Origin of the sequence: Acinetobacter sp. ANC 3929, assembly GCF_000369405.1 — a bacterium.
Taxonomy (GTDB): Bacteria; Pseudomonadota; Gammaproteobacteria; order Pseudomonadales; family Moraxellaceae; genus Acinetobacter.
In genome coordinates this window covers 1,255,935-1,276,925 of sequence record NZ_KB850000.1, presented here as the reverse complement: position 1 = coordinate 1,276,925, position 20,991 = coordinate 1,255,935, and the positions used below count along the sequence as shown (strand labels likewise).

General features: G+C 42.8%; 20 protein-coding genes. 17 read left to right on the top strand and 3 right to left on the bottom strand.

Features of this window, described 5'->3' with window-relative positions; translation table 11 throughout:
* The 11 genes from F909_RS20965 to F909_RS02340 all read left to right on the top strand — a co-directional run.
* On the top strand, positions 1-120 hold a 120-nt coding region (locus F909_RS20965), incomplete at its 5' end, for a beta-ketoadipyl CoA thiolase (protein ID WP_005154099.1).
* Positions 121-128: 8 nt separating this feature from the next.
* Entirely contained in the window at positions 129-1,478 is a 1,350-nt protein-coding gene (gene pcaB / locus F909_RS02295) for a 3-carboxy-cis,cis-muconate cycloisomerase (RefSeq protein WP_005154096.1), read from the top strand.
* A gap of 4 nt (positions 1,479-1,482) precedes the next feature.
* Positions 1,483-2,268 (top strand): 3-oxoadipate enol-lactonase, encoded by a 786-nt coding sequence (pcaD, locus tag F909_RS02300; RefSeq protein ID WP_005154095.1) that lies wholly within the window; start codon positions 1,483-1,485, stop codon positions 2,266-2,268.
* A gap of 41 nt (positions 2,269-2,309) precedes the next feature.
* Positions 2,310-3,662, top strand: a complete 1,353-nt coding sequence (locus F909_RS02305; protein ID WP_005154092.1) for a 4-hydroxybenzoate transporter PcaK — start codon at positions 2,310-2,312, stop codon at positions 3,660-3,662.
* 32 nt (positions 3,663-3,694) lie between these two features.
* A complete protein-coding gene (gene pcaC, locus F909_RS02310) occupies positions 3,695-4,108 on the top strand; it encodes a 4-carboxymuconolactone decarboxylase (protein ID WP_004772813.1) in 414 nt (137 codons plus the stop codon).
* A gap of 10 nt (positions 4,109-4,118) precedes the next feature.
* Positions 4,119-4,844, top strand: coding sequence for a protocatechuate 3,4-dioxygenase subunit beta (pcaH, locus tag F909_RS02315; RefSeq protein ID WP_005154090.1), 726 nt, complete (start codon positions 4,119-4,121; stop codon positions 4,842-4,844).
* Between the two features lie 12 nt (positions 4,845-4,856).
* Positions 4,857-5,486, top strand: coding sequence for a protocatechuate 3,4-dioxygenase subunit alpha (gene pcaG / locus F909_RS02320; RefSeq protein WP_005154088.1), 630 nt, complete (start codon positions 4,857-4,859; stop codon positions 5,484-5,486).
* Between the two features lie 167 nt (positions 5,487-5,653).
* Positions 5,654-6,493 (top strand): type I 3-dehydroquinate dehydratase, encoded by an 840-nt coding sequence (gene aroD, locus F909_RS02325; RefSeq protein ID WP_005154085.1) that lies wholly within the window; start codon positions 5,654-5,656, stop codon positions 6,491-6,493.
* Positions 6,494-6,513: 20 nt separating this feature from the next.
* The gene (locus tag F909_RS02330; RefSeq protein ID WP_005154083.1) at positions 6,514-7,974 is read left to right on the top strand and encodes a right-handed parallel beta-helix repeat-containing protein; all 1,461 of its coding nucleotides are present in this window, start codon (positions 6,514-6,516) and stop codon (positions 7,972-7,974) included.
* 18 nt (positions 7,975-7,992) lie between these two features.
* Positions 7,993-9,321, top strand: coding sequence for a carbohydrate porin (locus F909_RS02335; RefSeq protein ID WP_005154080.1), 1,329 nt, complete (start codon positions 7,993-7,995; stop codon positions 9,319-9,321).
* Positions 9,322-9,337: 16 nt separating this feature from the next.
* The gene (locus tag F909_RS02340; RefSeq protein WP_005154077.1) at positions 9,338-11,761 is read left to right on the top strand and encodes a glucose/quinate/shikimate family membrane-bound PQQ-dependent dehydrogenase; all 2,424 of its coding nucleotides are present in this window, start codon (positions 9,338-9,340) and stop codon (positions 11,759-11,761) included.
* A 68-nt stretch (positions 11,762-11,829) separates the two neighbouring features.
* Here F909_RS02340 and F909_RS02345 read toward each other — a convergent pair whose 3' ends face one another.
* Positions 11,830-12,954, bottom strand: a complete 1,125-nt coding sequence (locus F909_RS02345; RefSeq protein WP_005154075.1) for a linear amide C-N hydrolase — start codon at positions 12,952-12,954, stop codon at positions 11,830-11,832.
* A 330-nt stretch (positions 12,955-13,284) separates the two neighbouring features.
* Here F909_RS02345 and uraD point away from each other — a divergent pair, with 330 nt between their 5' ends.
* The 4 genes from uraD (at position 13,285) to F909_RS02365 (ending at position 17,005) form a co-directional block, all read left to right on the top strand.
* On the top strand, positions 13,285-13,785 hold the full coding sequence (uraD, locus tag F909_RS02350) for a 2-oxo-4-hydroxy-4-carboxy-5-ureidoimidazoline decarboxylase (RefSeq protein ID WP_005154073.1): 501 nt from the start codon (positions 13,285-13,287) through the stop codon (positions 13,783-13,785).
* Positions 13,785-14,120: a hydroxyisourate hydrolase gene (gene uraH / locus F909_RS02355; RefSeq protein ID WP_005154071.1), complete on the top strand. Its 336-nt coding sequence runs from the start codon at positions 13,785-13,787 to the stop codon at positions 14,118-14,120. Before uraD ends, uraH begins: the two co-directional genes overlap by 1 nt.
* Positions 14,121-14,169: 49 nt before the next feature.
* Complete coding sequence (locus F909_RS02360; RefSeq protein ID WP_005154069.1) at positions 14,170-15,543, top strand: nucleobase:cation symporter-2 family protein; 1,374 nt, start codon at positions 14,170-14,172, stop codon at positions 15,541-15,543.
* Positions 15,544-15,721: 178 nt separating this feature from the next.
* Positions 15,722-17,005 carry an OprD family outer membrane porin gene (locus tag F909_RS02365; RefSeq protein ID WP_005154068.1) on the top strand — a complete coding sequence of 428 codons (1,284 nt, stop codon included), beginning with the start codon at positions 15,722-15,724 and terminating at the stop codon, positions 17,003-17,005.
* 111 nt (positions 17,006-17,116) lie between these two features.
* Here F909_RS02365 and hpxO read toward each other — a convergent pair whose 3' ends face one another.
* Both hpxO and F909_RS02375 read right to left on the bottom strand, forming a co-directional pair.
* Complete coding sequence (gene hpxO, locus F909_RS02370; protein ID WP_005154067.1) at positions 17,117-18,274, bottom strand: FAD-dependent urate hydroxylase HpxO; 1,158 nt, start codon at positions 18,272-18,274, stop codon at positions 17,117-17,119.
* 181 nt (positions 18,275-18,455) lie between these two features.
* Positions 18,456-19,172 (bottom strand): FadR/GntR family transcriptional regulator, encoded by a 717-nt coding sequence (locus tag F909_RS02375; protein WP_005154066.1) that lies wholly within the window; start codon positions 19,170-19,172, stop codon positions 18,456-18,458.
* A gap of 164 nt (positions 19,173-19,336) precedes the next feature.
* On the opposite strand from F909_RS02375, the gene alc reads away from it, so the two are divergent.
* Both alc and F909_RS02385 read left to right on the top strand, forming a co-directional pair.
* Entirely contained in the window at positions 19,337-20,341 is a 1,005-nt protein-coding gene (gene alc, locus F909_RS02380; RefSeq protein ID WP_005154065.1) for an allantoicase, read from the top strand.
* A gap of 66 nt (positions 20,342-20,407) precedes the next feature.
* The gene (locus tag F909_RS02385; protein WP_005154062.1) at positions 20,408-20,944 is read left to right on the top strand and encodes an ureidoglycolate lyase; all 537 of its coding nucleotides are present in this window, start codon (positions 20,408-20,410) and stop codon (positions 20,942-20,944) included.
* Positions 20,945-20,991: the final 47 nt, after the last annotated feature.

Sequence of the window (20,991 nt, the reverse complement as noted above, 5' to 3'; positions counted from 1 at the left end):
GCACGTCTGGTGACCACCGCTTTAAACCAGCTTGAACAGATCAAAGGTGAATATGCCTTGTGTTCAATGTGTATCGGAGTCGGTCAGGGGATTGCACTGATTATTCAACGTGTTGAGTGAGGTTTGTCATGAGCCAGTTATACGCCAGTTTGTTTTATCAGCCTGATGTCACTGCCATTTTTAGTGATCAAGCTTTATTGAAATATATGATCCAGACCGAAGTGGCTTTAGCCAAAGCTCAAGCACAGGTCAATGTGATTCCTAACTCTGCCGCAAATATCATTGAAGAGGTGGGTCAAAATGCTGTAGCACAAATCGATATAGATGCGTTAGCTACAGCAGCAGGACTGGCAGGTAATGTGGCGATTCCATTGGTAAAGCAATTTACCGCTTTGGTGAAACAGCAGGATGAAGATGCTTCACGTTATGTGCATTGGGGCGCGACTAGTCAGGATGTCATTGATACAGCAACGATTTTGCAGTGTCGCGACGCCTTGACGCTGATCGAAAAGCAATTGCAACAGGCCTATCAAATTTCCTTAAAGCAAGCTCAGCAATATCGCCATCAGGTCATGATTGGACGCACTTGGTTACAGCAAGCCTTGCCGATTACTTTGGGACATAAATTTGCCCGTTGGGCAGCAGCTTTGAAACGTGATCTTGATCGCTTACAGGCAATGAAAATTCACGTATTTACTGCACAACTCGGTGGTGCAGTAGGTTCACTGGCATCTTTACAAGATCAAGGTTCAGCGGTGGTCGAAGCTTTTTCTGCTCAACTCAATTTAACAGTACCAGAATGTACTTGGCATGGTGAACGCGACCGTATGGTTGAGCTTGCCAGTGTGCTTGCTTTGATTGTAGGAAATGTCGGGAAGATGGCAAAAGACTGGTCATTGTTGATGCAAACCGAAATCGCGGAAGTATTTGAACCAATGGCAGCTGGGCGAGGTGGTTCATCGACCATGCCACATAAGCGTAATCCTGTGGCAGCAGCCTCAATTCTTGCTGCAGCAAATCGTGTACCCGCCTTAATGGCGAGCGTCTATCAAAGTATGGTGCAAGAGCATGAACGTGCTCTGGGGGCTTGGCATGCAGAATGGCTGGCAATCCCAGAAATTTTCCAGTTATGTGCAGGTGCTTTAGAACGTAGTTGCGATGTGCTCGAACATATGCAAGTTAATGCAGAGGCGATGCGATGCAATCTTGAATGTACACAAGGTTTAATCATGGCCGAAGCAGTGATGATGGCACTTGCACCCAAGCTTGGCCGTATGAACGCACATCATCTGGTTGAGCAGGCATGTCAGCAAGCAGTTGCTCAACAACAGCATTTAAAAATCATCTTGTCAGCCATGGATGAAGTCAACACACATTTTAATGATCAGGCGTTAGATGACTTGTTCAATCCTGCATCTTACCTCGGCAATATTCAGGCGCAAATTGATGCCGTGCTACACGCAGCAAAAGGAGAGTAAGCACATGATCACGCATATCAATAATCGTCAAGGACATCCACTTGCAGTTCAAGTGCAAGGTCTAAAAGATGCGCCAGTTATCATGTTCTCCAACTCTTTGGGAACTGACCACGGTATGTGGCAGGCACAAGTTGCAGCTTTGGCTGATCATTATCAAATTATTAGCTATGACACACGTGGGCATGGTGCAAGCGCAGTCATTGCCAATAGTACATTGCAAAATCTGGCTGAAGATGTGGTCGATATCCTAGATGCCTTAACCATTGAAAAAGTTCATTTCTGTGGCATTTCAATGGGTGGGATTACTGCATTGGCTTTGGCGATTGACCACGCAGAACGCTTTCACAGTATTACCGTGGCAAACTCGGCAGCAAAAATTGGCACTGCCGAAGCGTGGAATACTCGTGCAGATAGTGTTGAACAAAACGGTTTAGCTGAAATTGTAAAAACCACGCATACGCGTTGGTTTAGTGAACATTTTGATTATGCACATGATGTTTTAGCGCAGAAGACGATTCAAAGTCTTGCAGTGACAACTGCACAGGGTTATGCCAATGCATGCCGTGCTTTAGCTGATGCAGATGTTCGCGATCAACTACATCAAATTCAGATTCCGACTTTAATTATTGCAGGGCAGTACGATCCTGTCACAACGGTTCAAGATGCAGAGTTTATGCATCAACTCATTGCAACCAATCAGCTTGAAATCTTGGCAGCGTCGCATTTATCCAATATTGAACAACCACAAGTGTTCAATCAGACATTGTCCAAGTTTATTCAAAACATATAACCATAAGGGTTAGAAAGGAATTCGCCTACAAGGAGGCAACTATGGCACAGGAATTTGCTGCCCAAAAAAACAGTATGGATGCGCAGGCACTCATTAATAATGCACCGATTAGCAAGTATCAATGGATGATCGCAATTATTTGTTTTCTCATTGTATTTGTAGATGGTATCGATACTGCGGCAATGGGATTTATTGCGCCTGCATTGGCTCAGGATTGGGGGGTTGATCGTTCTCAACTTGGCCCCGTCATGAGTGCTGCACTTGGCGGCATGATCATTGGTGCATTGGTATCAGGACCGACCGCAGACCGCTTTGGACGAAAAATTGTTTTAACCATTTCAATGCTGATTTTCGGTGGTTTCACTTTGGCATCCGCTTTTGCCACCAATCTCGATAGCTTAGTGGTATTACGCTTTTTAACCGGGATTGGTCTTGGTGCAGCGATGCCGAATGCGACAACACTATTTTCAGAATACTGCCCACAACGGAGTCGTTCACTGCTCATCACATGTATGTTTTGTGGTTATAACTTGGGCATGGCAACGGGCGGTTTTATCAGTAGTTGGCTGATTCCAGCGTTTGGATGGCATAGCTTGTTTTTATTGGGAGGATGGTCACCACTTATTTTAATGCTATTGGTCATTTTCTTTTTACCAGAGTCTTATCGCTTTTTGATTGTTAAAGGCCGTCACCCTGAAAAAGTACGCAAAATTTTAGCTCATATCGCACCTAAAGAAATTCAAGGAGTCACCGAATTCCATATTCCGGAAGAACAGTCTGCTGTTGCAGAAAAGAAAAATGTGTTCGGCATGCTGTTCTCCAAACAATATGCCAAAGGTACGGTTTTATTGTGGTCGACCTATTTCATGGGATTGGTAGTGATTTATTTACTGACTAGCTGGTTACCAACCTTGATGCGTGAAACAGGGGCAACCATGGAACGTGCTGCTTTCATCGGTGGGTTATTCCAGTTTGGTGGCGTTCTTAGTGCCTTGTTCATTGGTTGGGCAATGGATCGGTTCAATCCAAACCGCATTATTTCAGGTTTCTATTTTGTCGCAGGTCTATTTGCCGTTGCGGTTGGGCAAAGCCTTAGCAATCCAACTTTATTGGCGATCCTTGTGCTCTGTGCAGGCGTTGCGATTAACGGAGCACAATCGTCGATGCCTGCATTAAGTGCTCGTTTCTATCCAACCCAATGCCGTGCAACAGGTGTGGCGTGGATGACTGGTATTGGCCGTTTCGGTGCCGTGTTTGGTGCATGGATTGGTGCCGTGTTATTGGGCAATGACTGGTCATTTACCGCCATTCTCAGTTTGTTGATGATTCCTGCTACGGCAGCAGCCATCGCAATTTTTGTTAAATCTCTAGTTGCTCACACCGATGCAACCTAAGGCTCATATTTTCAAGATGAGGAGCAACGTTCATGAATGATGAACAACGTTATCAACAAGGACTGAAAGTCCGTACCGAAGTACTGGGTGAAAAACATGTCGGTCGCTCTTTAGCGAACCTGAATGATTTCAATCAGGATTTCCAGAACTTTATTAGTCGTTTTGCTTGGGGCGAAGTGTGGTCACGTGAAGGCTTGCCACGTCATACCCGCAGTTTAGTCACTATTGCCATTCTATTGGCTTTGGGACGAGAAGATGAGCTCAGAATGCATTTACGTGCTTGCTTCAACAACGGTGTAACGAAAGACGAATTAAAGGAACTGATTTTACATAGTTCTTTATATGCAGGATTACCCGCAGCAAATGCGGCGATGCATATGGCCGAAGAAGTCTTTAAAGAGCTTGGCATTGACGTGCAACCCGTTGCTGCACAACCACAGGATTAAGGAGACAGGCATGTTAAAGCATACATTGGGTGCATATCCACAACGTAATACTGATGATCATCCGCCAGCATATACACCCGGTTATAAGACCAGTGTATTACGCTCGCCAAAAAATGCATTGATTTCAATTAATGAAACCTTGACTGAAGTCACTTCACCGCATTTTTCATCGAGTATTTTTGGCCCCAAAGACAATGATCTGATCTTGAATTACGCCAAAGAAGGTCTGCCTGTTGGTGAGCGCATCATTGTGCATGGTTATGTGCGTGATCAGTTCGGTCGGCCTGTGAAAAACGCTTTATTGGAAGTATGGCAAGCCAATGCATCAGGTCGTTATCGCCATCCAAATGACAAATTTATTGGTGCGATGGATCCTAACTTTGGGGGCTGTGGTCGTACGTTAACCGATGAAAATGGTTTTTATATTTTCCGTACCATCAAACCAGGTCCATATCCGTGGCGTAACCGTATCAATGAATGGCGTCCAGCGCATATTCACTTTTCCTTGATCGCAGATGGTTGGGCACAGCGTCTGATTTCACAGTTCTATTTTGAAGGCGATACGCTGATTGATACTTGCCCGATTTTGAAAACCATCCCGTCTGAAGATCAGCGTCGCGCTTTGATCGCACTGGAAGATAAAAACAACTTCATTGAAGCAGACAGTCGTTGTTACCGCTTTGATATTCATCTTCGTGGTCGTCGTGCGACTTATTTTGAAAATGATTTGACTTAAGGAAGACATACGATGAATGCATGGAATTTTCAGGAATTAAAGGAAACCCCATCACAAACAGGTGGTCCTTATGTTCATATTGGTTTATTGCCGCAACAAGCCAATATTGAAGTATTTGAGCATAACTTTGATAACCAGTTAGTCAACGAGCAAACTCAGGGACAACGGATTCGTCTTGAAGGTCAGGTGTTTGACGGACTAGGCCTGCCATTAAGAGATGTGTTATTGGAAATCTGGCAGGCAGATGCCAATGGTGTTTATCCAAGTGAGGCTGATACGCAAGGTAAAACGGCAGATCCACATTTTCAGGGTTGGGGCCGTACGGGTGCAAACTTTGAAACAGGCTTCTGGAGCTTCAATACGGTAAAACCGGGCGCTGTTGCCGGGCGTAAAGGTTCAATTCAGGCACCGCATATCGCAGTGGCTGTGTTTGCCCGCGGTATCAATATTGGTTTGCATACCCGTATTTATTTTGAAGATGAAGTTGACGCCAATGCCAATGACCCTGTTTTAAACAGCATTGAATGGGCAGTACGTCGCCAGACGCTAATCGCCGAACGCAGTGAGGTGGATGGTGAAGTCATTTATCGCTTTGATATCCGTATTCAAGGTGATGATGAAACCGTGTTCTTTGATATTTAGAGATTTCTTTAAATGTCTTCGTTTCAGGGATGGCTGATCATGGAATTACTTAATTCCTGAAATTGAAAATACTCCTCACTTTTGATCGGTGAGGAGCAATCAAAAAATGAAATGAGAACTCGGCAAGACGTCGCAGAGTTGCAAAAAATTTATTAAGGACGATACCGATGAAAATGAAAACACTGGTAGCAGTAATGTTGCTTGTTAGCCCCTTATTGATGGTTCAAACAGTACAAGCACAGGACATTATCCAAAAACAGGTCGAATTATCTGAACTGGCAAAATTGCCTGTGAAAACTATTGTGCCAATTACGGCTAAAACCAAAGAGCAGGCGATTGCTCAGGCAAAAGTGATTGCAGCCAATGCTGATGCGGATCTCGCCGAGTTTCGGATTGATTTACTGAACTTTGCCAGTGATAGCAAGCAAGTGATTGCCTTAGGGCATGAATTAAAGCAGATTCTAGGCGTTAAGCCGATGATTGCCACCATTCGTACCCATAATGAAGGTGGTCAACTGACCATCAGCGATGCAGATTATGGTAAGACGTATCAGGCTTATTTACAGCAGCCATTTATGGATATGCTGGATGTGGAAATGTTCCGTGATCAGCAAGTTGTAAAAAATACCGTCAAACTGGCGCATGAGAAAAAAGTGCTGATCGTGATGTCCAATCATGATTTTCAAAAAACACCACCTGAGGCCGAAATCATCAAACGCCTGCTCAAGCAGGATGAGTTAGGGGCCGATATTCTTAAAATCGCAGTCATGCCTCAGAACAAACAGGACGTATTCAACCTCATGAATGCGACCTTAAAGGTCAGCAAGCAATCCAAAAAACCATTACTCACCATGTCGATGGGTAAACTCGGCACCATTTCCCGCATTGCCACTGCAAATATGGGGGGAAGCTTTAGCTTTGGCATGATTGGTGAAGCTTCGGCACCGGGGCAGATTGACGTGACTCAACTAAAACAGTTTCTAAAAACAGTTCAACCAACACAATAATATAAAAGGATTTTTGATACATGAAATCAATCTATGTACGTTTAAGTACTTTAGCCATCGCTATGGCCGTTTCGGGATTAGCAACAGCAGAAACCTATATTGTTGATCGTTATCAAGATGATAAGGATAAGGGCTCTTTGCGTTGGGCAATTGAACAAGCCAATAGCAAGCCGAGTGAAGCCAGCGAGATTCTGATTCAGGCAGTAGGCAAAGCGCCTTACGCAATTCAGGTCAACAGTCCATTACCTGAAATTAAAGCGCCCGTAAAAATCATTGGGACGCAATGGGCAAAAACAGGTGAGTTTATTGCAGTCGACGGATCGAATTATATTAAAGGAACAGGTGTTGAAGCTTGCCCAGGTGCAGTTGAAGGACAATTCGGCACCAATGTTCGGACCACAACTTTGCCGGGCATCGTATTACGCGACATCAGTGGCGTCACCATTCAAGGCTTGGAAATTCGCCATTTCTGTATTGGGATTTTGATGAATCGTGCCAGCAATAACTTGATTCAAAACAACCGCATTATGCATAACTACGGTGGTGCAGGGGTAATGCTGACAGGAGATGATGGTAAAGGTAATCCTACAGCGACCACCACCAATAACAACAAAGTATTGAACAACTATTTTCAAGACAATGGTGACGGCCTAGAGCTGACTCGTGGTGCAGCATTCAATTTGGTTGCGAACAATCATTTTATTTCTACTGCTGCTAATCCTGAACCATCACAAGGTATCGAAATCTTGTGGGGCAATGACAATGCAGTGGTGGGTAATAAATTTGAAAATTACTCAGATGGCCTACAGATCAATTGGGGTAAACGTAATTATATTGCCTATAACGAACTGACCAATAACTCTAATGGTTTTAACCTGACGGGTGACGGCAACATTTTTGATAGTAATAAAGTACATGGCAATCGGGTAGGGATTGCGATTCGCTCTGAAAAAGATGCCCATGCACACATTACCCTGACCAAGAATTTAATCTGGAATAATGGCAAAGACATTAAACGATGTGAGGCGGGTGGAAGTTGTGTACCGAATCAACGTGTTGGTGCAATTATCTTTGATATTCCAGGATTAGAACATGCACATTTTGTGGGCTCACGTGGTCATGGAGTCAAGATTGATCCTACCAATCTACAAAAAACTTGCCAACAAGCAAATGAACAGGGCTGTAATGCGCAACCGAATCAGAATATTCAGGCACCGAAATTAATCTTGTCTAAAGGACAAATTGCAGTCGAAGTCAAAGGTCAGCCGAATCAACGTTATCAAGTCGAGTTTTTTGGAAACTCATTAGCAAATTCAAATGAAGCAGAGCTTTATTTAGGTTCAGCGGTTGCTGCAACCAATGCACAAGGAACCGCAACGCTGACTTGGAAACCAACAACCCGAGTGTCTTCTGTGACAGCCACGATCACTGACCGTGTAGGTGCAACATCTGAACTCAGTTCAGCTGTAAAACTGAAATAAACGGCAAGGAGGCTAAAGATGAAGTCGAATGCATTATTGCTCAAAATGAGCTGTCTGGCAGTTGCTGTATGTACGGCTCAATCTAGTTTTGCGGATCAGCCGTGGTCACAGGATCGTCAATGGCTATTCGGTGATTGGAATGGCCAGCGTCAGCAACTGGAAAAAGATGGCTATAAATTTACTGCCTCGATCATGAGTCAAAGTGCCACCAATCTGGATGGTGGTTATGACGATAACAATACTTTTAAAAATGCTGCGCAATTGTCGCTAGGTGCCAATTTTGATTTAGAAAAAATTGCTGGCTGGAAAGATACCAGTGCTAGCCTTCTAATCACCAAACGTGATGGAAATGCCTTAACCTTGGATCGGATTAAAGACCCGCGTTCTAGTGCGCTAAGCAATTCACAGGAAATCTATGGGCGTGGCAAAATCTGGCGTTTGAGTCAGGCATGGGTGAAAAAGGGTTTCGTTGATAATACGGTGCAGTTCAAGATAGGCCGTATGGGCATGTCAGAAGATTTTAATGGCTCGCAATGCGAATTTCAGAACCTGTTGCTGTGTGGTAGTCAACTTGGAAAATCGATTGGTTCAATCTGGTACAACTTACCTGTTGGATTATGGGGTGCCAATGTTAAATATCAATTTGCACCTGAATGGACACTGGGCGTAGGTGTCTACGAGGTCAATCCAGACAATGTTAAAACTGACGGGAATAGTGATGGTTTTAATCTGGATATGGACCATGTCAAAGGAGCAACCATTCCTGTAGAACTGGCATGGCGACCAAAACTTGCTGCCTTCAATGGCTTGTCTGGTGAATATAAAGTCGGGGCGCTGTATTCAACTGCTGAAGCCAATGATATTGCGACAGTGGGTAAGGTGCATGATGGTAAGCATAGTGTCTGGCTCAATGCACAACAACAACTCAGCCAAAAAGACGATGATCCAAAACGTGGCTTGTACATCAGTTTCAATGCCGTGGTCAATGATAAAGCTACCACAGCAGTCAATAGTACACAGCAACTGGCACTTTGGTACAAAGGACCTTTTGATAGCCGTCCAAATGATTCAATTGGTTTTGGTATTGCCAATTATCTCGTCAATAATCGCTATAAAGATCGTCAAATTACACTTAATGAAAATCGCGGTTATCAGCAATACGATGCGCTTGCTGCAGATTATGTACCCGTCCAGCGTGATGAGCTGAATGTTGAGCTAAATTATACCTATCAGTGGTCACCTGCGGTCATGTTAAGACCGAACCTTCAATATATCCATCAACCTGCGGGTGTTAAAGAGGTGGATGATGCATGGGTTGCAGGCCTGAGCATGCGTGTGAATTTCTAATACAGGAGGATGAGCGATGACTGAATCTTCAAGCTCACATACCATACTCAAAATATGGTGTTTTATTTTGGCGTTAGTTTTGTTGCTCACAGGCCTGTTTTTTACAGTGGGTGGGTTCAAATTAGCAATACTGGGCGGATCATGGTATTTCGTGATTTCGGGTATATTCACATTGCTTGCTGCTATTTTTATTTTTAAGAAAAAAGCACTCGGGGTCTGGCTGTTTAGTCTGGTTTTTGCAGGAACGATCATCTGGTCATTGATTGATGCAGGTTGGGAGTTCTGGCCTCTATTTTCAAGATTGATGTTCCCTGCAGGCTTATTTGCCGCGTTGATTTTTACTTTACCGGCCATTCGTCGTTATCAATTTCAACCGAGTGCGGATTTACCTGCTTATGGTCTTGGAATATTGACAGTTATTGGCATGGTGATTGGTCTCTATCAAATGTTCCAACCACATCCAACGGTTGCTGCCTCTGGACAGGTTTTGCCTTTGGTTCCTGTGAAAACTGATATGAAACAGACCAACTGGCAGCATTATGGTCAGGATTCAGGGGGTAGCCGTTTTGCTGCACTGGATCAGATCACACGCGATAATGTGCACCAGTTGAAAGAAGTCTGGCGTTTCCGTACGGGTGATTTCACCACAGGTTCGGGAAATGGTGCAGAAGACCAGATGACGCCGCTACAGGTGGGCAATAAGATTTTCCTGTGTACCCCGCATAACAATATTTTCGCGTTGGAAGCGAACTCTGGTAAACAACTCTGGAAAGCGGAAGTCAATTCCAAATCGGATGCATGGGAGCGTTGTCGTGGCGTTGCTTATTTTGACTCAACGCAAGCACTGGTTCAGCCAACTTTGGCTGGAGCAACTCCTGTAAAAGCTGTAGCAAACAACACGTCATGTCTGCGTCGTGTCTATACCAATACGCCAGATGGTCGCTTAATTGCTGTTAATGCAGATACAGGTGAACGTTGTAAAGACTTTGGTGTAAATGGTACGGTTGATTTGCTCAAAGGCTTGGGAGAGGGAACCACAGCCCCACGTTTTGAGGTGACTTCTGCTCCTACCATTGCCGGTACAGTGATTGTAGTGGGGAGTCGTATTGCCGATAACTTTGCTGCTGATATGCCGGGTGGTGTAATTCGTGCATACGATGTCATTACAGGTGAATTACGTTGGGCCTTTGATCCACGAAATTCTGATCCAAACTATGTGTTGAAAGATGGCGAAACCTATAAACGTAGTTCAGCAAACTCATGGGCAGCGATGTCTTATGATCCTCAGATGAACACAGTATTCTTGCCAATGGGTAGCTCATCTGTCGATGTCTGGGGCGGTAATCGTCAGCCATTGGATCATAAGTACAACTCATCCGTTCTGGCTTTAGATGCAACTACAGGTAAAGAAAAGTGGGTCTATCAAACGGTGCATAATGATCTCTGGGATTTCGATTTGCCAATGCAGCCAAGCCTAGTTGATTTCCCAATGAAGGATGGTAACAATAAACCTGCTGTGGTGATCGGCACCAAATCAGGCCAGTTCTTTGTACTGGATCGTTTAACGGGTCAACCACTCACTAAAGTGATTGAGCAGCCCGTTAAACCTGCTGATATCAAAGGTGAGCAATACAGTCCAACTCAACCACGTTCGGTGGAAATGCCACAGATTGGCAATCAAACCTTAACGGAATCGGATATGTGGGGCGCAACGCCATTTGACCAACTGATGTGTCGCATCAACTTCAAATCAATGCGTTATGAAGGCTTGTTTACTGCACCGGGGACTGATAAATCATTAAGCTTCCCAGGTTCTCTAGGCGGCATGAACTGGGGTAGCATTGCCTTTGATCCAAGCCATCAGTATATGTTCGTGAATGACATGCGTTTAGGGCTATGGATTCAGTTGATTGAACAAACGCCAGAAGATTTAGCTGTTCAGGCCAATGGTGGGGAAAAAGTCAATACGGGTATGGGCGCGGTACCTATGAAAGGAACGCCGTACAAAGTCAATAAAGATCGCTTCTGGTCGAAATTGATGATCCCTTGCCAAAAACCACCGTATGGCACCATGACCGCAGTGGATATGAAAACCCGCCAAGTTGCGTGGCAAGTGCCAATGGGAACTGTAGAGGATACGGGACCGATGGGAATTAAAATGGGTTTGCCTGTTCCGATTGGTATGCCAACCATTGGCGGTCCAATGGCAACTCAAGGAGGCTTAGTATTCTTTGCTGCAACTCAAGATTATTACTTGCGTGCACTGGATTCATCTTCAGGTAAAGAGCTTTGGAAATCACGTTTACCAGTGGGTAGCCAAGGTACGCCAATCAGCTATGTGTCACCAAAATCAGGTAAGCAATATGTATTGATTACTGCGGGTGGTGCGCGTCAATCACCTGATCATGGGGATTATGTGATTGCCTATAGCTTGAACTAAATCCTTATTTATCGTTAAAAACAGAAAACGGCAATCCTCAGTGATTGCCGTTTTTTATTGATATTATTTTAAGATGTAGCGGTTAAAACAGGCATCTGTACAGCATCAGCAATTACGGCAAATTGTGGCTTGGCATTTTGCTCAAGTTGATAATCAGAAAAGTTAACCTGCCAGAAACCAAGGCTTGCTGTTGTTGAGATATAGAAAACTTGATTGTCATGGTCACGCACGATTTCCCATTGGGTATAGTCACCTTTGATATTGCCACTTTGATCAATACACTGTTCACGAGTGACATAAATGCCTTTAATCACATTCATTACATGTGCAATCGCCGCCGTGTTACTTGGGCGTTGTGCTTGGTTTAGCCAAGGAATTGAATAATTCAGTGTAAATGCCGTGCGAAGAAAGCGGTCAGAAGGCAATGCTGAAGAAGAAAGTCCAATCGAACCACCACCATTACCTGCTTTATTCACATTCAGGCCAATGATAGTTTGATTGTCAGTTTCAACATTGGTGACGCCCAGATAGTTTTCTAAGTTGGTACGATGCCATTCTATAAACGGGGTATTGGTCATAACGCCAATATCACTGTTATCGGTAATTGATAATTGTCCATCACGGAACTCAAGCACCAGACTTGCCCCAGTTTTATCGTGAAACTGGAAATGAATAGGGATGAGATTTTTTAGCTCATCACTCTGATTGAACTCGCTATGTGCAGGAAATTGTAGCGGATCCCAAAAATATAAGATCTCGCCAAGAGACGTCTGCTGGCCTTGTTGAATAGCATATAAATCCTGTTTCAACGTTTCAACTGAATTGTAGTTAGATGCAGCCCAACCACAAATATCCAGAGCTGAAATTAATTTGGCATTGTGTGGTGCCTTGGCTTTTTCTGGATAACGAGAAGGAGGTAACCAGAGCGCGGCAGCCGAAAAACCTTCTGTGTTCATGGCGTCGCATAATTTGCTGTCAAACAGGTTTAAAGGAAGTTTCATCCCAATTCCGATAAAGCCATATTTTGTAGTCCAATGATAAGCAGGCTTATCAGGGCTTAAGGTATCAATTGCCTTTAGGGAAGTTGCCAATGGAATCGCCGCCAGTTGCCACGTAAATGTGGCGGCAAAATCCATAGTACGCCCAGAGATGCGATAACCTGTTGCTTGGGGTAGAATAAACTCGGTACACATATTATTTTCTCTTTTGATTATTAAAATAAAACTTATTTTTGGTTTTTATTTGATCTTAATTTATTATGTAAGTGCTCTAAATATATAAGATCGTTTGAGAATTTAAAAACTAGCAGATGATATTTTTATAGTCAATTTTTTTTAAATTAAATCGGGATGATTTATTTTTAAATGGTTTTTAAATAGAAAATAAATAAATTAATTTTAAATAAACTAAATAAAAATAGCACAGTCGATCTTTTGCTGTGAATCTCTAAAGTTGGCATATTCGTTGCTTAATTTACCATATCTGGTCTGACCAGTCAGACAGTGCGTTAAATTGGAGCAGCGATGCAGCTAGAAACATTCAATCAACTGGACTCAGCGGAAGCAGGACGTGTGTTACAAGCTTGTGTACATATCCCGGCTTGGGGTGCTGAATTGGTACAACAACGTCCTTATCTGACTAAAGACCAACTTTATCAAGTTGCCGTTGCACAAGCCCAGACATGGTCATGGTCTGATATTGCAGAAGCTTTGGCGCAACATCCGCGCATTGGGGAGAAAAAAGCAGCAGCGGTTCTATCTGAAAAAGAACAGCAATTTTCTCAACGCGAACAAGCCCAAGTTGAAACCGACGCTGTCCTGCAACTGGCGCTATATCAGGGCAATTTAGATTATGAGCACAAATTTGGACATATTTTCCTGATTCGCGCTGCGGGTCGTTCGGGGCAACAGATTTTGTCTGAACTACAACGTCGATTACTCAATACGGCTGAACAAGAGCAAGCTGAAGTAAAACAACAATTGGCTGAAATTGCCTTGATTCGTTTAAAACAGGAGATTCAATAATGGCGGGTATTAGCACACATATTTTAAATGCATCCCTCGGTCATCCAGCACGTCAGGTATTAGTGAAATTACGTCAGGAAATCAATCATCAATATATTTTGCTGGATGAACAGTACACAGATGCAGATGGTCGTATTCCTGCATTCAAAGTCGAATCCTTCATCCCAGCCAACTATCAATTGATTTTTGAGGTGGGAGACTATTTTCAGACTTTAAACACAGACAGTTTTTATCCAAGCGTCTGTATTGATTTTAAGGTCGTGGATACGCAACAGCATTATCACGTGCCTCTATTGATCAGTCCTTTTTCATATTCAACTTACCGTGGCAGTTAAATCAACGCAAGCAATGTGGACCTTATGAAGCTAATTTGAGGAATTAACCATGCATCAAGACAACACCCATCCAGAACGAGATGAACTTATCTCGGCAGAACATCAATATTTAGGCATGAATAAAAACATCTTATATGGTTTACAGCATGTGTTGACTATGTATGGTGGAATCATTGCACCGCCATTGATTATTGGCGCCGCTGCAGGTCTGGAAGCTTCAGAAATTGGATTACTGGTTGCTGCTGCCTTATTTGTAGGTGGTTTGGCCACAGTCATACAAACCATAGGTTTTAAACATTTCGGGGCAAAATTACCGATTGTACAGGGTGTTTCTTTTGCAGGCGTTGCGACCATTCTGGCCATTGTAAGTACGGGTGGTGGATTAGCATCTGCCTTTGGTGCTGTGATCGTTGCCTCATTAATTGGTCTATTGCTAACACCATTTTTCGCAAAAATTATTCGCTTCTTCCCCCCTGTAGTGACAGGTTGTGTGATTACCATGATTGGTATTTCACTGATGCCTGTTGCGATCCGCTGGATTATGGGTGGTAATCCTAAAGCCGAAAACTGGGGTGATCCAGCCAATGTCGGTTTAGCGGTGATGACGCTGGCGATTGTGATTATTTTTAGTATGTTGCGTAGTCAGATGCTCCGTCGTCTGGCAATTCTAGTTGCCATTGTGTTGGGAACCATCCTTGCTTATTTTGCAGGATTTGCCGATTTCTCTAAAGTTACATCCGGTTCCATTTTTGCCTTACCTAGTTTTTTCCATTTCGGTTCTCCTGTATTTGAGTTTTCTGCCATTCTGTCCATGACAATTGTGACCTTGGTGATCATGACCGAAACCACTGCCGATATTATTGCGATTGGTGAAATTGTTGGAACCAAAGTTGATTCGAAACGTATTGGTGATGGTCTGCGCGCAGATATGTTATCGAGTGCCGTCTCTCCGATCTTTGGTTCATTCATGCAAACGGCTTTTGCCCAGAATGTCGGGTTGGTTGCGATTACAGGGGTGAAAAGCCGTTTTGTGGTGGCGACTGCGGGTGGGATTTTAATTATCTTGGGATTATTGCCGATCGTTGGGCGTCTGGTTGCTTCAATCCCAATGCCAGTATTAGGTGGGGCAGGCATTGTGCTGTTTGGTACAGTTGCTGCAAGTGGCATCCGAACTTTAGCCAAAGTCGATTATAACGATCATAAAAATCTGATTATCGTGGCGACTTCACTGGCAATTGGCATGATTCCAATCGTCAATCAGGAGTTCTATGCACAATTTCCAATCTGGGTAAAAACCTTGTTGCATTCAGGTATTAGCTCAGCTTGTATCACCGCTATTTTGCTTAACATCATTTTTAACCACTTACCATTTAACAAGAAATCCGTGGATGTTGCGACTTTGCCATTAAATTCTGGGCATTGATCAATATCGATTTAGAGGCGGATCTCTAATAAAACCATTTTTTTAATCAACACAAATTTAAAAGTCGCTTATTCATTTATGAATAGGTCTAGGGGAGTTTTTGGCTTTCAGAATGTCAAAAGCAGCAGTTTTAAAAGGCTTTAAGCGATTTTTAGATCTAACTTTCGGGGAAATACTCATGAGAAATCTTAAATTAAATGCATTAACATTGACCATTGCGATGACCGCTGCAATGCAAACATGGGCGGCTGATAGCAGTCTAAATCATCTGTTGAATCTGCAACAAGATTGTCAGGCGGGTGATGGACTGGTTGCGGCATTTGCCTGTGGAAGTGTGCATGGCGCAGTGAAATCGACCTATTACTCACTCAATAATGCCTATTTTGTGGATAATCTAAATCAGGATACGGCTGTCATCGGCGGCTATATTAAATATGAAACTGCGCCTTTTTATGGCATACAGGCAGGTGTTGGATATGATATACAACGCCGTCTAGATGAAAAAAATAAAAATGACGAAGTACCTGAGCTGCAAGAGGATCGAGATGGTCTGGCAGAAGCTTATTTAAGTTGGAAGAATGATTTAGCCAGAGTGACCATTGGGAATCAGCGTCTCAATTTACCCTTTATGGGAGATTATGCAGACCGTCGTGTTTTAATGTTTTTATATCAGGCAGCCGATGTCCAGATTGGGAACAATGACGATTTCTTGCGTCTGACCAAAGTCAATAAATATAAAAGTTATGGCGAAGATGAGTTTACTAAAAGCTCTCGTCAAAACTCGAATCTGGAAACCGATGGTGTCTGGTCAGTGGGTGTCGGGAAGCGTTTCAACTTAGCCGAAGATCGAAGTCTAAAAACGCAGTTGTGGTATCAAAGTTATAATGACTATACCCGTTTGATCTATACACAAGCGGATATTGGATTCTCAAAACTGAAGTATGCTCCTGAGTTTTCACTGCAATATATTTCAGGTAAAGATCAAGGCAAAGCTTTGGCAGGTCAGGTAAATAGCCAGATTTTTGGTGCACAGGCGGCAGTTAATGTATTATCTCAGGCGACTTTAAAAGTTGCGTATAACTACATTAAACCAGATCGGGCGGGGTATCTGAATGGTGCACTTTTAACGCCGTATGCTGCTAAAACCTCTTCAGGTGAAATTTTTGCTCAGCCATTTTTTACCAGTACTCAGGATTTAGGTGCGGGTAATGCCTTCATGTTGTCTTTGGAAGGGAAAGTGTCTGATCAGGTGATTGCTGGAGCGCGTTATTCATTTATGGATTTAAAAGAAGCAGAGCATGTTGCTAGTCGAAACCAATCTGAATATATGCTGTTTGGGATTTATAATTTTACAGGGGCTTTAAAAGGTTTCAGTGTCAGTAATTTTGCTGGGATTCAGACTTCGCCACGCTATGACAAGAATTTTTTACAAAACCGTTTTGCGTTGAGTTATAAGTTTTAATTGATTGAACCATTGTAGTTGATGCATACCTCATAAGAGGTGTGCATTTTTTTATGATAAAAAAGCTAAAAAAAAGCCCCCTTGATCGGGGGGAGTTAAAAAGATAAATACTTAATCCAGTGGATTACCAATAATATTGCTAATAATCCCTTGCATGATATGTGAACCTTGTTCCTGATATAGCGATTGATACCATTCTTGGGTCACTTCTGGATCTTTCATATGGGTAATATCACAACGTTTACGTGCTCTGAGTACCATTTCTTTGGTTCGATCATTACGTTTGTTTTGGTAGCGTGTTAAGGCATCATCTAAACCAAAGGTATTAATTTGCAGAGCACGGGCAAGGTAAATGGCATCTTCCATTGCTTGGCAGCCGCCTTGTCCAATATCTGGTGTAGTGCTATGCGCTGCATCTCCTAATAACACGACACGCCCTTTGTAGAAATCCATAAACGGTTCAATATCATGGATTTCAACACGATTAGTTTTTTGTGAGTCTAAACAGTCAATCAGCTTTTGTACAGGCTGACACCAACCCTGAAAATGGGCTTTTAGCTCTTGTTTATAATATTCACGATCATTTGTCAGCCCTGCATTTAATGGTACATCGAAGAAAAAATAAAAACGATTTTGTGCAACAGGCATTAGTGAGACACGTTTGCCTTCACCAATATAAGTGGTCCATTGCAGAGCAGGAGCAATATCTTCATCTACCTCAACCAGTCCGTTCCAATTGACATAGCCTGCATAGCGACGTTCAACTTGATAGCCGAGTACAAATTGTCGAGTCAGAGAGTGTGTACCATCTGCACCAATCAGCAGATCAGCTGTCGTTTGTGTGCCATCTTGAAAATGGACCGTGACATCTTCTTGATGAGTTTCTATCGCAGTCATTTTCATGCCGAGTTTGATATCTTCCAAACCAAATTGTTGCATTAATAATTGCTGCAAATCCGCTCGAGCAATAGGGTAGGCGCGTTGTCCAACTTCTTTATATAAAGGCGTTAAACTAAACTGGGTCATGGTTTGTTGGCTCAGTCCGTCAATATAAGCCAAAAATTCCATTTGCCCGCCTAAAGCCTGAATTTGGTCGGTTAATCCTAAATAATTGAGACACTTGACCCCATTTGACCAAAGTGAAATCGCAGCCCCAACAGGTAATATTTCGGCTGCCTGTTCATAAATCGTGACCTGATGACCAAATTTTTTTAAAGCGATACCAGCAGTCAAACCGCCCATACCTGCACCTACAATCGCAATATTCATCGTTCAGATCCTAAATATATAAATAAGTTTCTAAACTGTTCTAAGCGAGAAGTGTGCCAATTTTAATAACTGGTTTTACTGGTCATACCAGATATTTTGCTTTATTAAAAAGCAGAAAGAGAAAGATTGCATTGATGTGGTTCAAAGCATGGGGCAAAGTGGTGCAGATTTAATTTTGTAGTTAGATTGAGCTGTTATGTCGAGAAAAATAGACTCCAGCCCGCTGCGCAGCTCCAATAATATGCGCTTGCATGGCTCTTTCTGCCGCCGCCGCATCTTGTTTAAATAAGGCCTGTAGAATTAATTCATGCTCTTGAATGGTTTTAAATGCAAGATTTGGTTGTAGGAAAGGCAGGATTTGACTCTTTTTAATCCATTCGGTATGCATTTTAAGTGTCTGAATAATCGATTGATTATGACTTAGTAGAATAATATGCTGATGAAAAGCATAATCCGATTCAGAGGCTGTTTGCCAGTTCTGTTCTTGAATTGCGCTAGTCAGCGCTTGATGATGTTGTTCTAAGATAGATTTGTCTTGTGCGGTTAAATATTCACACGCCAGCAGTGCACAAAAGCCTTCGAGCACATAACGTAATTGGTAGAAATCCTTGAGAGAAATCCGATGCTCGCCATCCCATTGTTCTGCCGCTTGGCTATGCTGTGAAATAACGTAAACACCTTTACCAGCCTTGATTTCTAATAGGCCTAAGGCTGCAAGACGAGTTAATGCTTCACGTAAAGAAGCGCGGCTGATTCCCAATTGAAGAGCAAGATCACGTTGTGATGGTAGGGCGGAACCCACCGCGTAAGTATTTTGTTGAATGCGTTGATGAATCACTTCCACCGCTTGCTCAGTCACCTGAGATGATTTTCCATTGAGCATAGCTTGAGGACTCATCAGCAACGCACCTTAAATATAAAAATGAACAGTTTGATTCTACACAAAATTTATCTTTGTGTTGGCGTTCTTAATTGAAAATAGCTATATTTTTAACAACAGGTCAGACCAGTTGGACTGGATCTTGCATAATAGAATAGAAATGAAATCTTCAGGAATGATCAATGACAGTGCATGTTGCTAAAACCGTAGCTTTACCGAACCATTTTCAAAGCTTAACTAATCTTGCGGATGCCAGAATTGGTGCAAGTATTGTGAGCTGTTCCGATGAGTTCTTTGCAGAAGCTGCAAGAATGTTGCAAAGTGCACCCGCTCAATTCATCGAAGGAAAATATGATGACAATGGCAAATGGATGGATGGATGGGAGACCCGCCGCAAACGTGAGTCTGGCTATGACTGGTGTATTGTTCGTTTAGGTGTAACGGGGATTGTGTCTGGATTTGATATTGATACCTCATTCTTTACAGGCAATTATCCAGCATCTGCTTCCATAGAAGGCTGCTATGCACCAGATAATCAATTGGAAGGGATTACATGGACTGCTTTATTAGACAATACGGTTCTATCTCCAGATCAGCATCATTTCTTTGATTGCGCTGCACAGAAAATTACCCACATTCGCATCAATATTTTCCCTGATGGTGGAATTGCACGTTTAAGAGTCTATGGTCGTGTGGTACTCGAAAATGTGGATACAACACAGCAGATGGATTTGATTGGTTTAAAAAATGGCGGGCGTATTGTGGCTTTTAGTGATGCGCATTTCGGGCATCCAAATAATTTACTTAGTCCTGATCGCGGTTTAAATATGGGTGATGGTTGGGAGACGAAACGGCGCCGTGCGCCAGGTTTTGACTGGTGTATTATTGCTTTAGGGCAAACAGGATTGGTTGAAAAAATTGAAGTGGATACTGCCTATTTCAAAGGGAATTATCCCGCATTTTGTTCGATTCAAGCGGCTTTTGTTGAAGATGCAACCGATGCACAACTGATTCCACAGAGTATGTTCTGGCCCTTTTTATTGGAACAGCAGCCTTTGACGATGGACAATATTCATGAATATGTTGCAGAAGTACTTAAAGATCAAAAAGTGAACTATATCCGCGTCAATATGATTCCTGATGGTGGAATTAGCCGGATTCGTATATGGGGAAAAGTGGTTGAGTAATTTCTCATGAGTAATCGCCTCATTGTGATTCAATGGGGCTAATAAGAAATGGCAGAGAATAAACATATGCATGAAAAAAATATTGAAATTTACCCTTTAACTCAGCACAGCTTTGCTCCTTTTGGTGATGTGATTGAAAAAAGTGGTAAAGACTTTATTCCAATTAATCAGGGACTCACTGAACGTTATCATGCGCTTTCAGTGGCACAATGTTCAGGAGAGCAGGCTGCGGTTGGGATGAGTATTTTTCATAACCTGTTTGCAACATCGATTCCATTTCAGATTGAGATGTTAGAACGGCATCCTCATGGTTCACAGTCTTTTATTCCGTTGCAACAACAGAAGTTTATTATTGTTGTGGCGTTGCCATTTGACCAAACACGACCTGATGAGCAGCTAATTTATGCTTTTATCAGCAATGGACAGCAGGGAATTACCTATCATCAAGGGGTATGGCATCATCCTTTAATTACTTTGGAAGCAGATAGTGATTTTCTCGTGGTAGATCGTATTGGTGGCGGTAGTAATTGTGATGTACACCATTTATCTCAGGTTTGTTGGATCACTGAAGCTTTAGTACAGTCAGAGATCGTTAATCTCTGACTGTATAAATCTTATTAAAGAAGATATATGTTTTAAAATATTGGAAG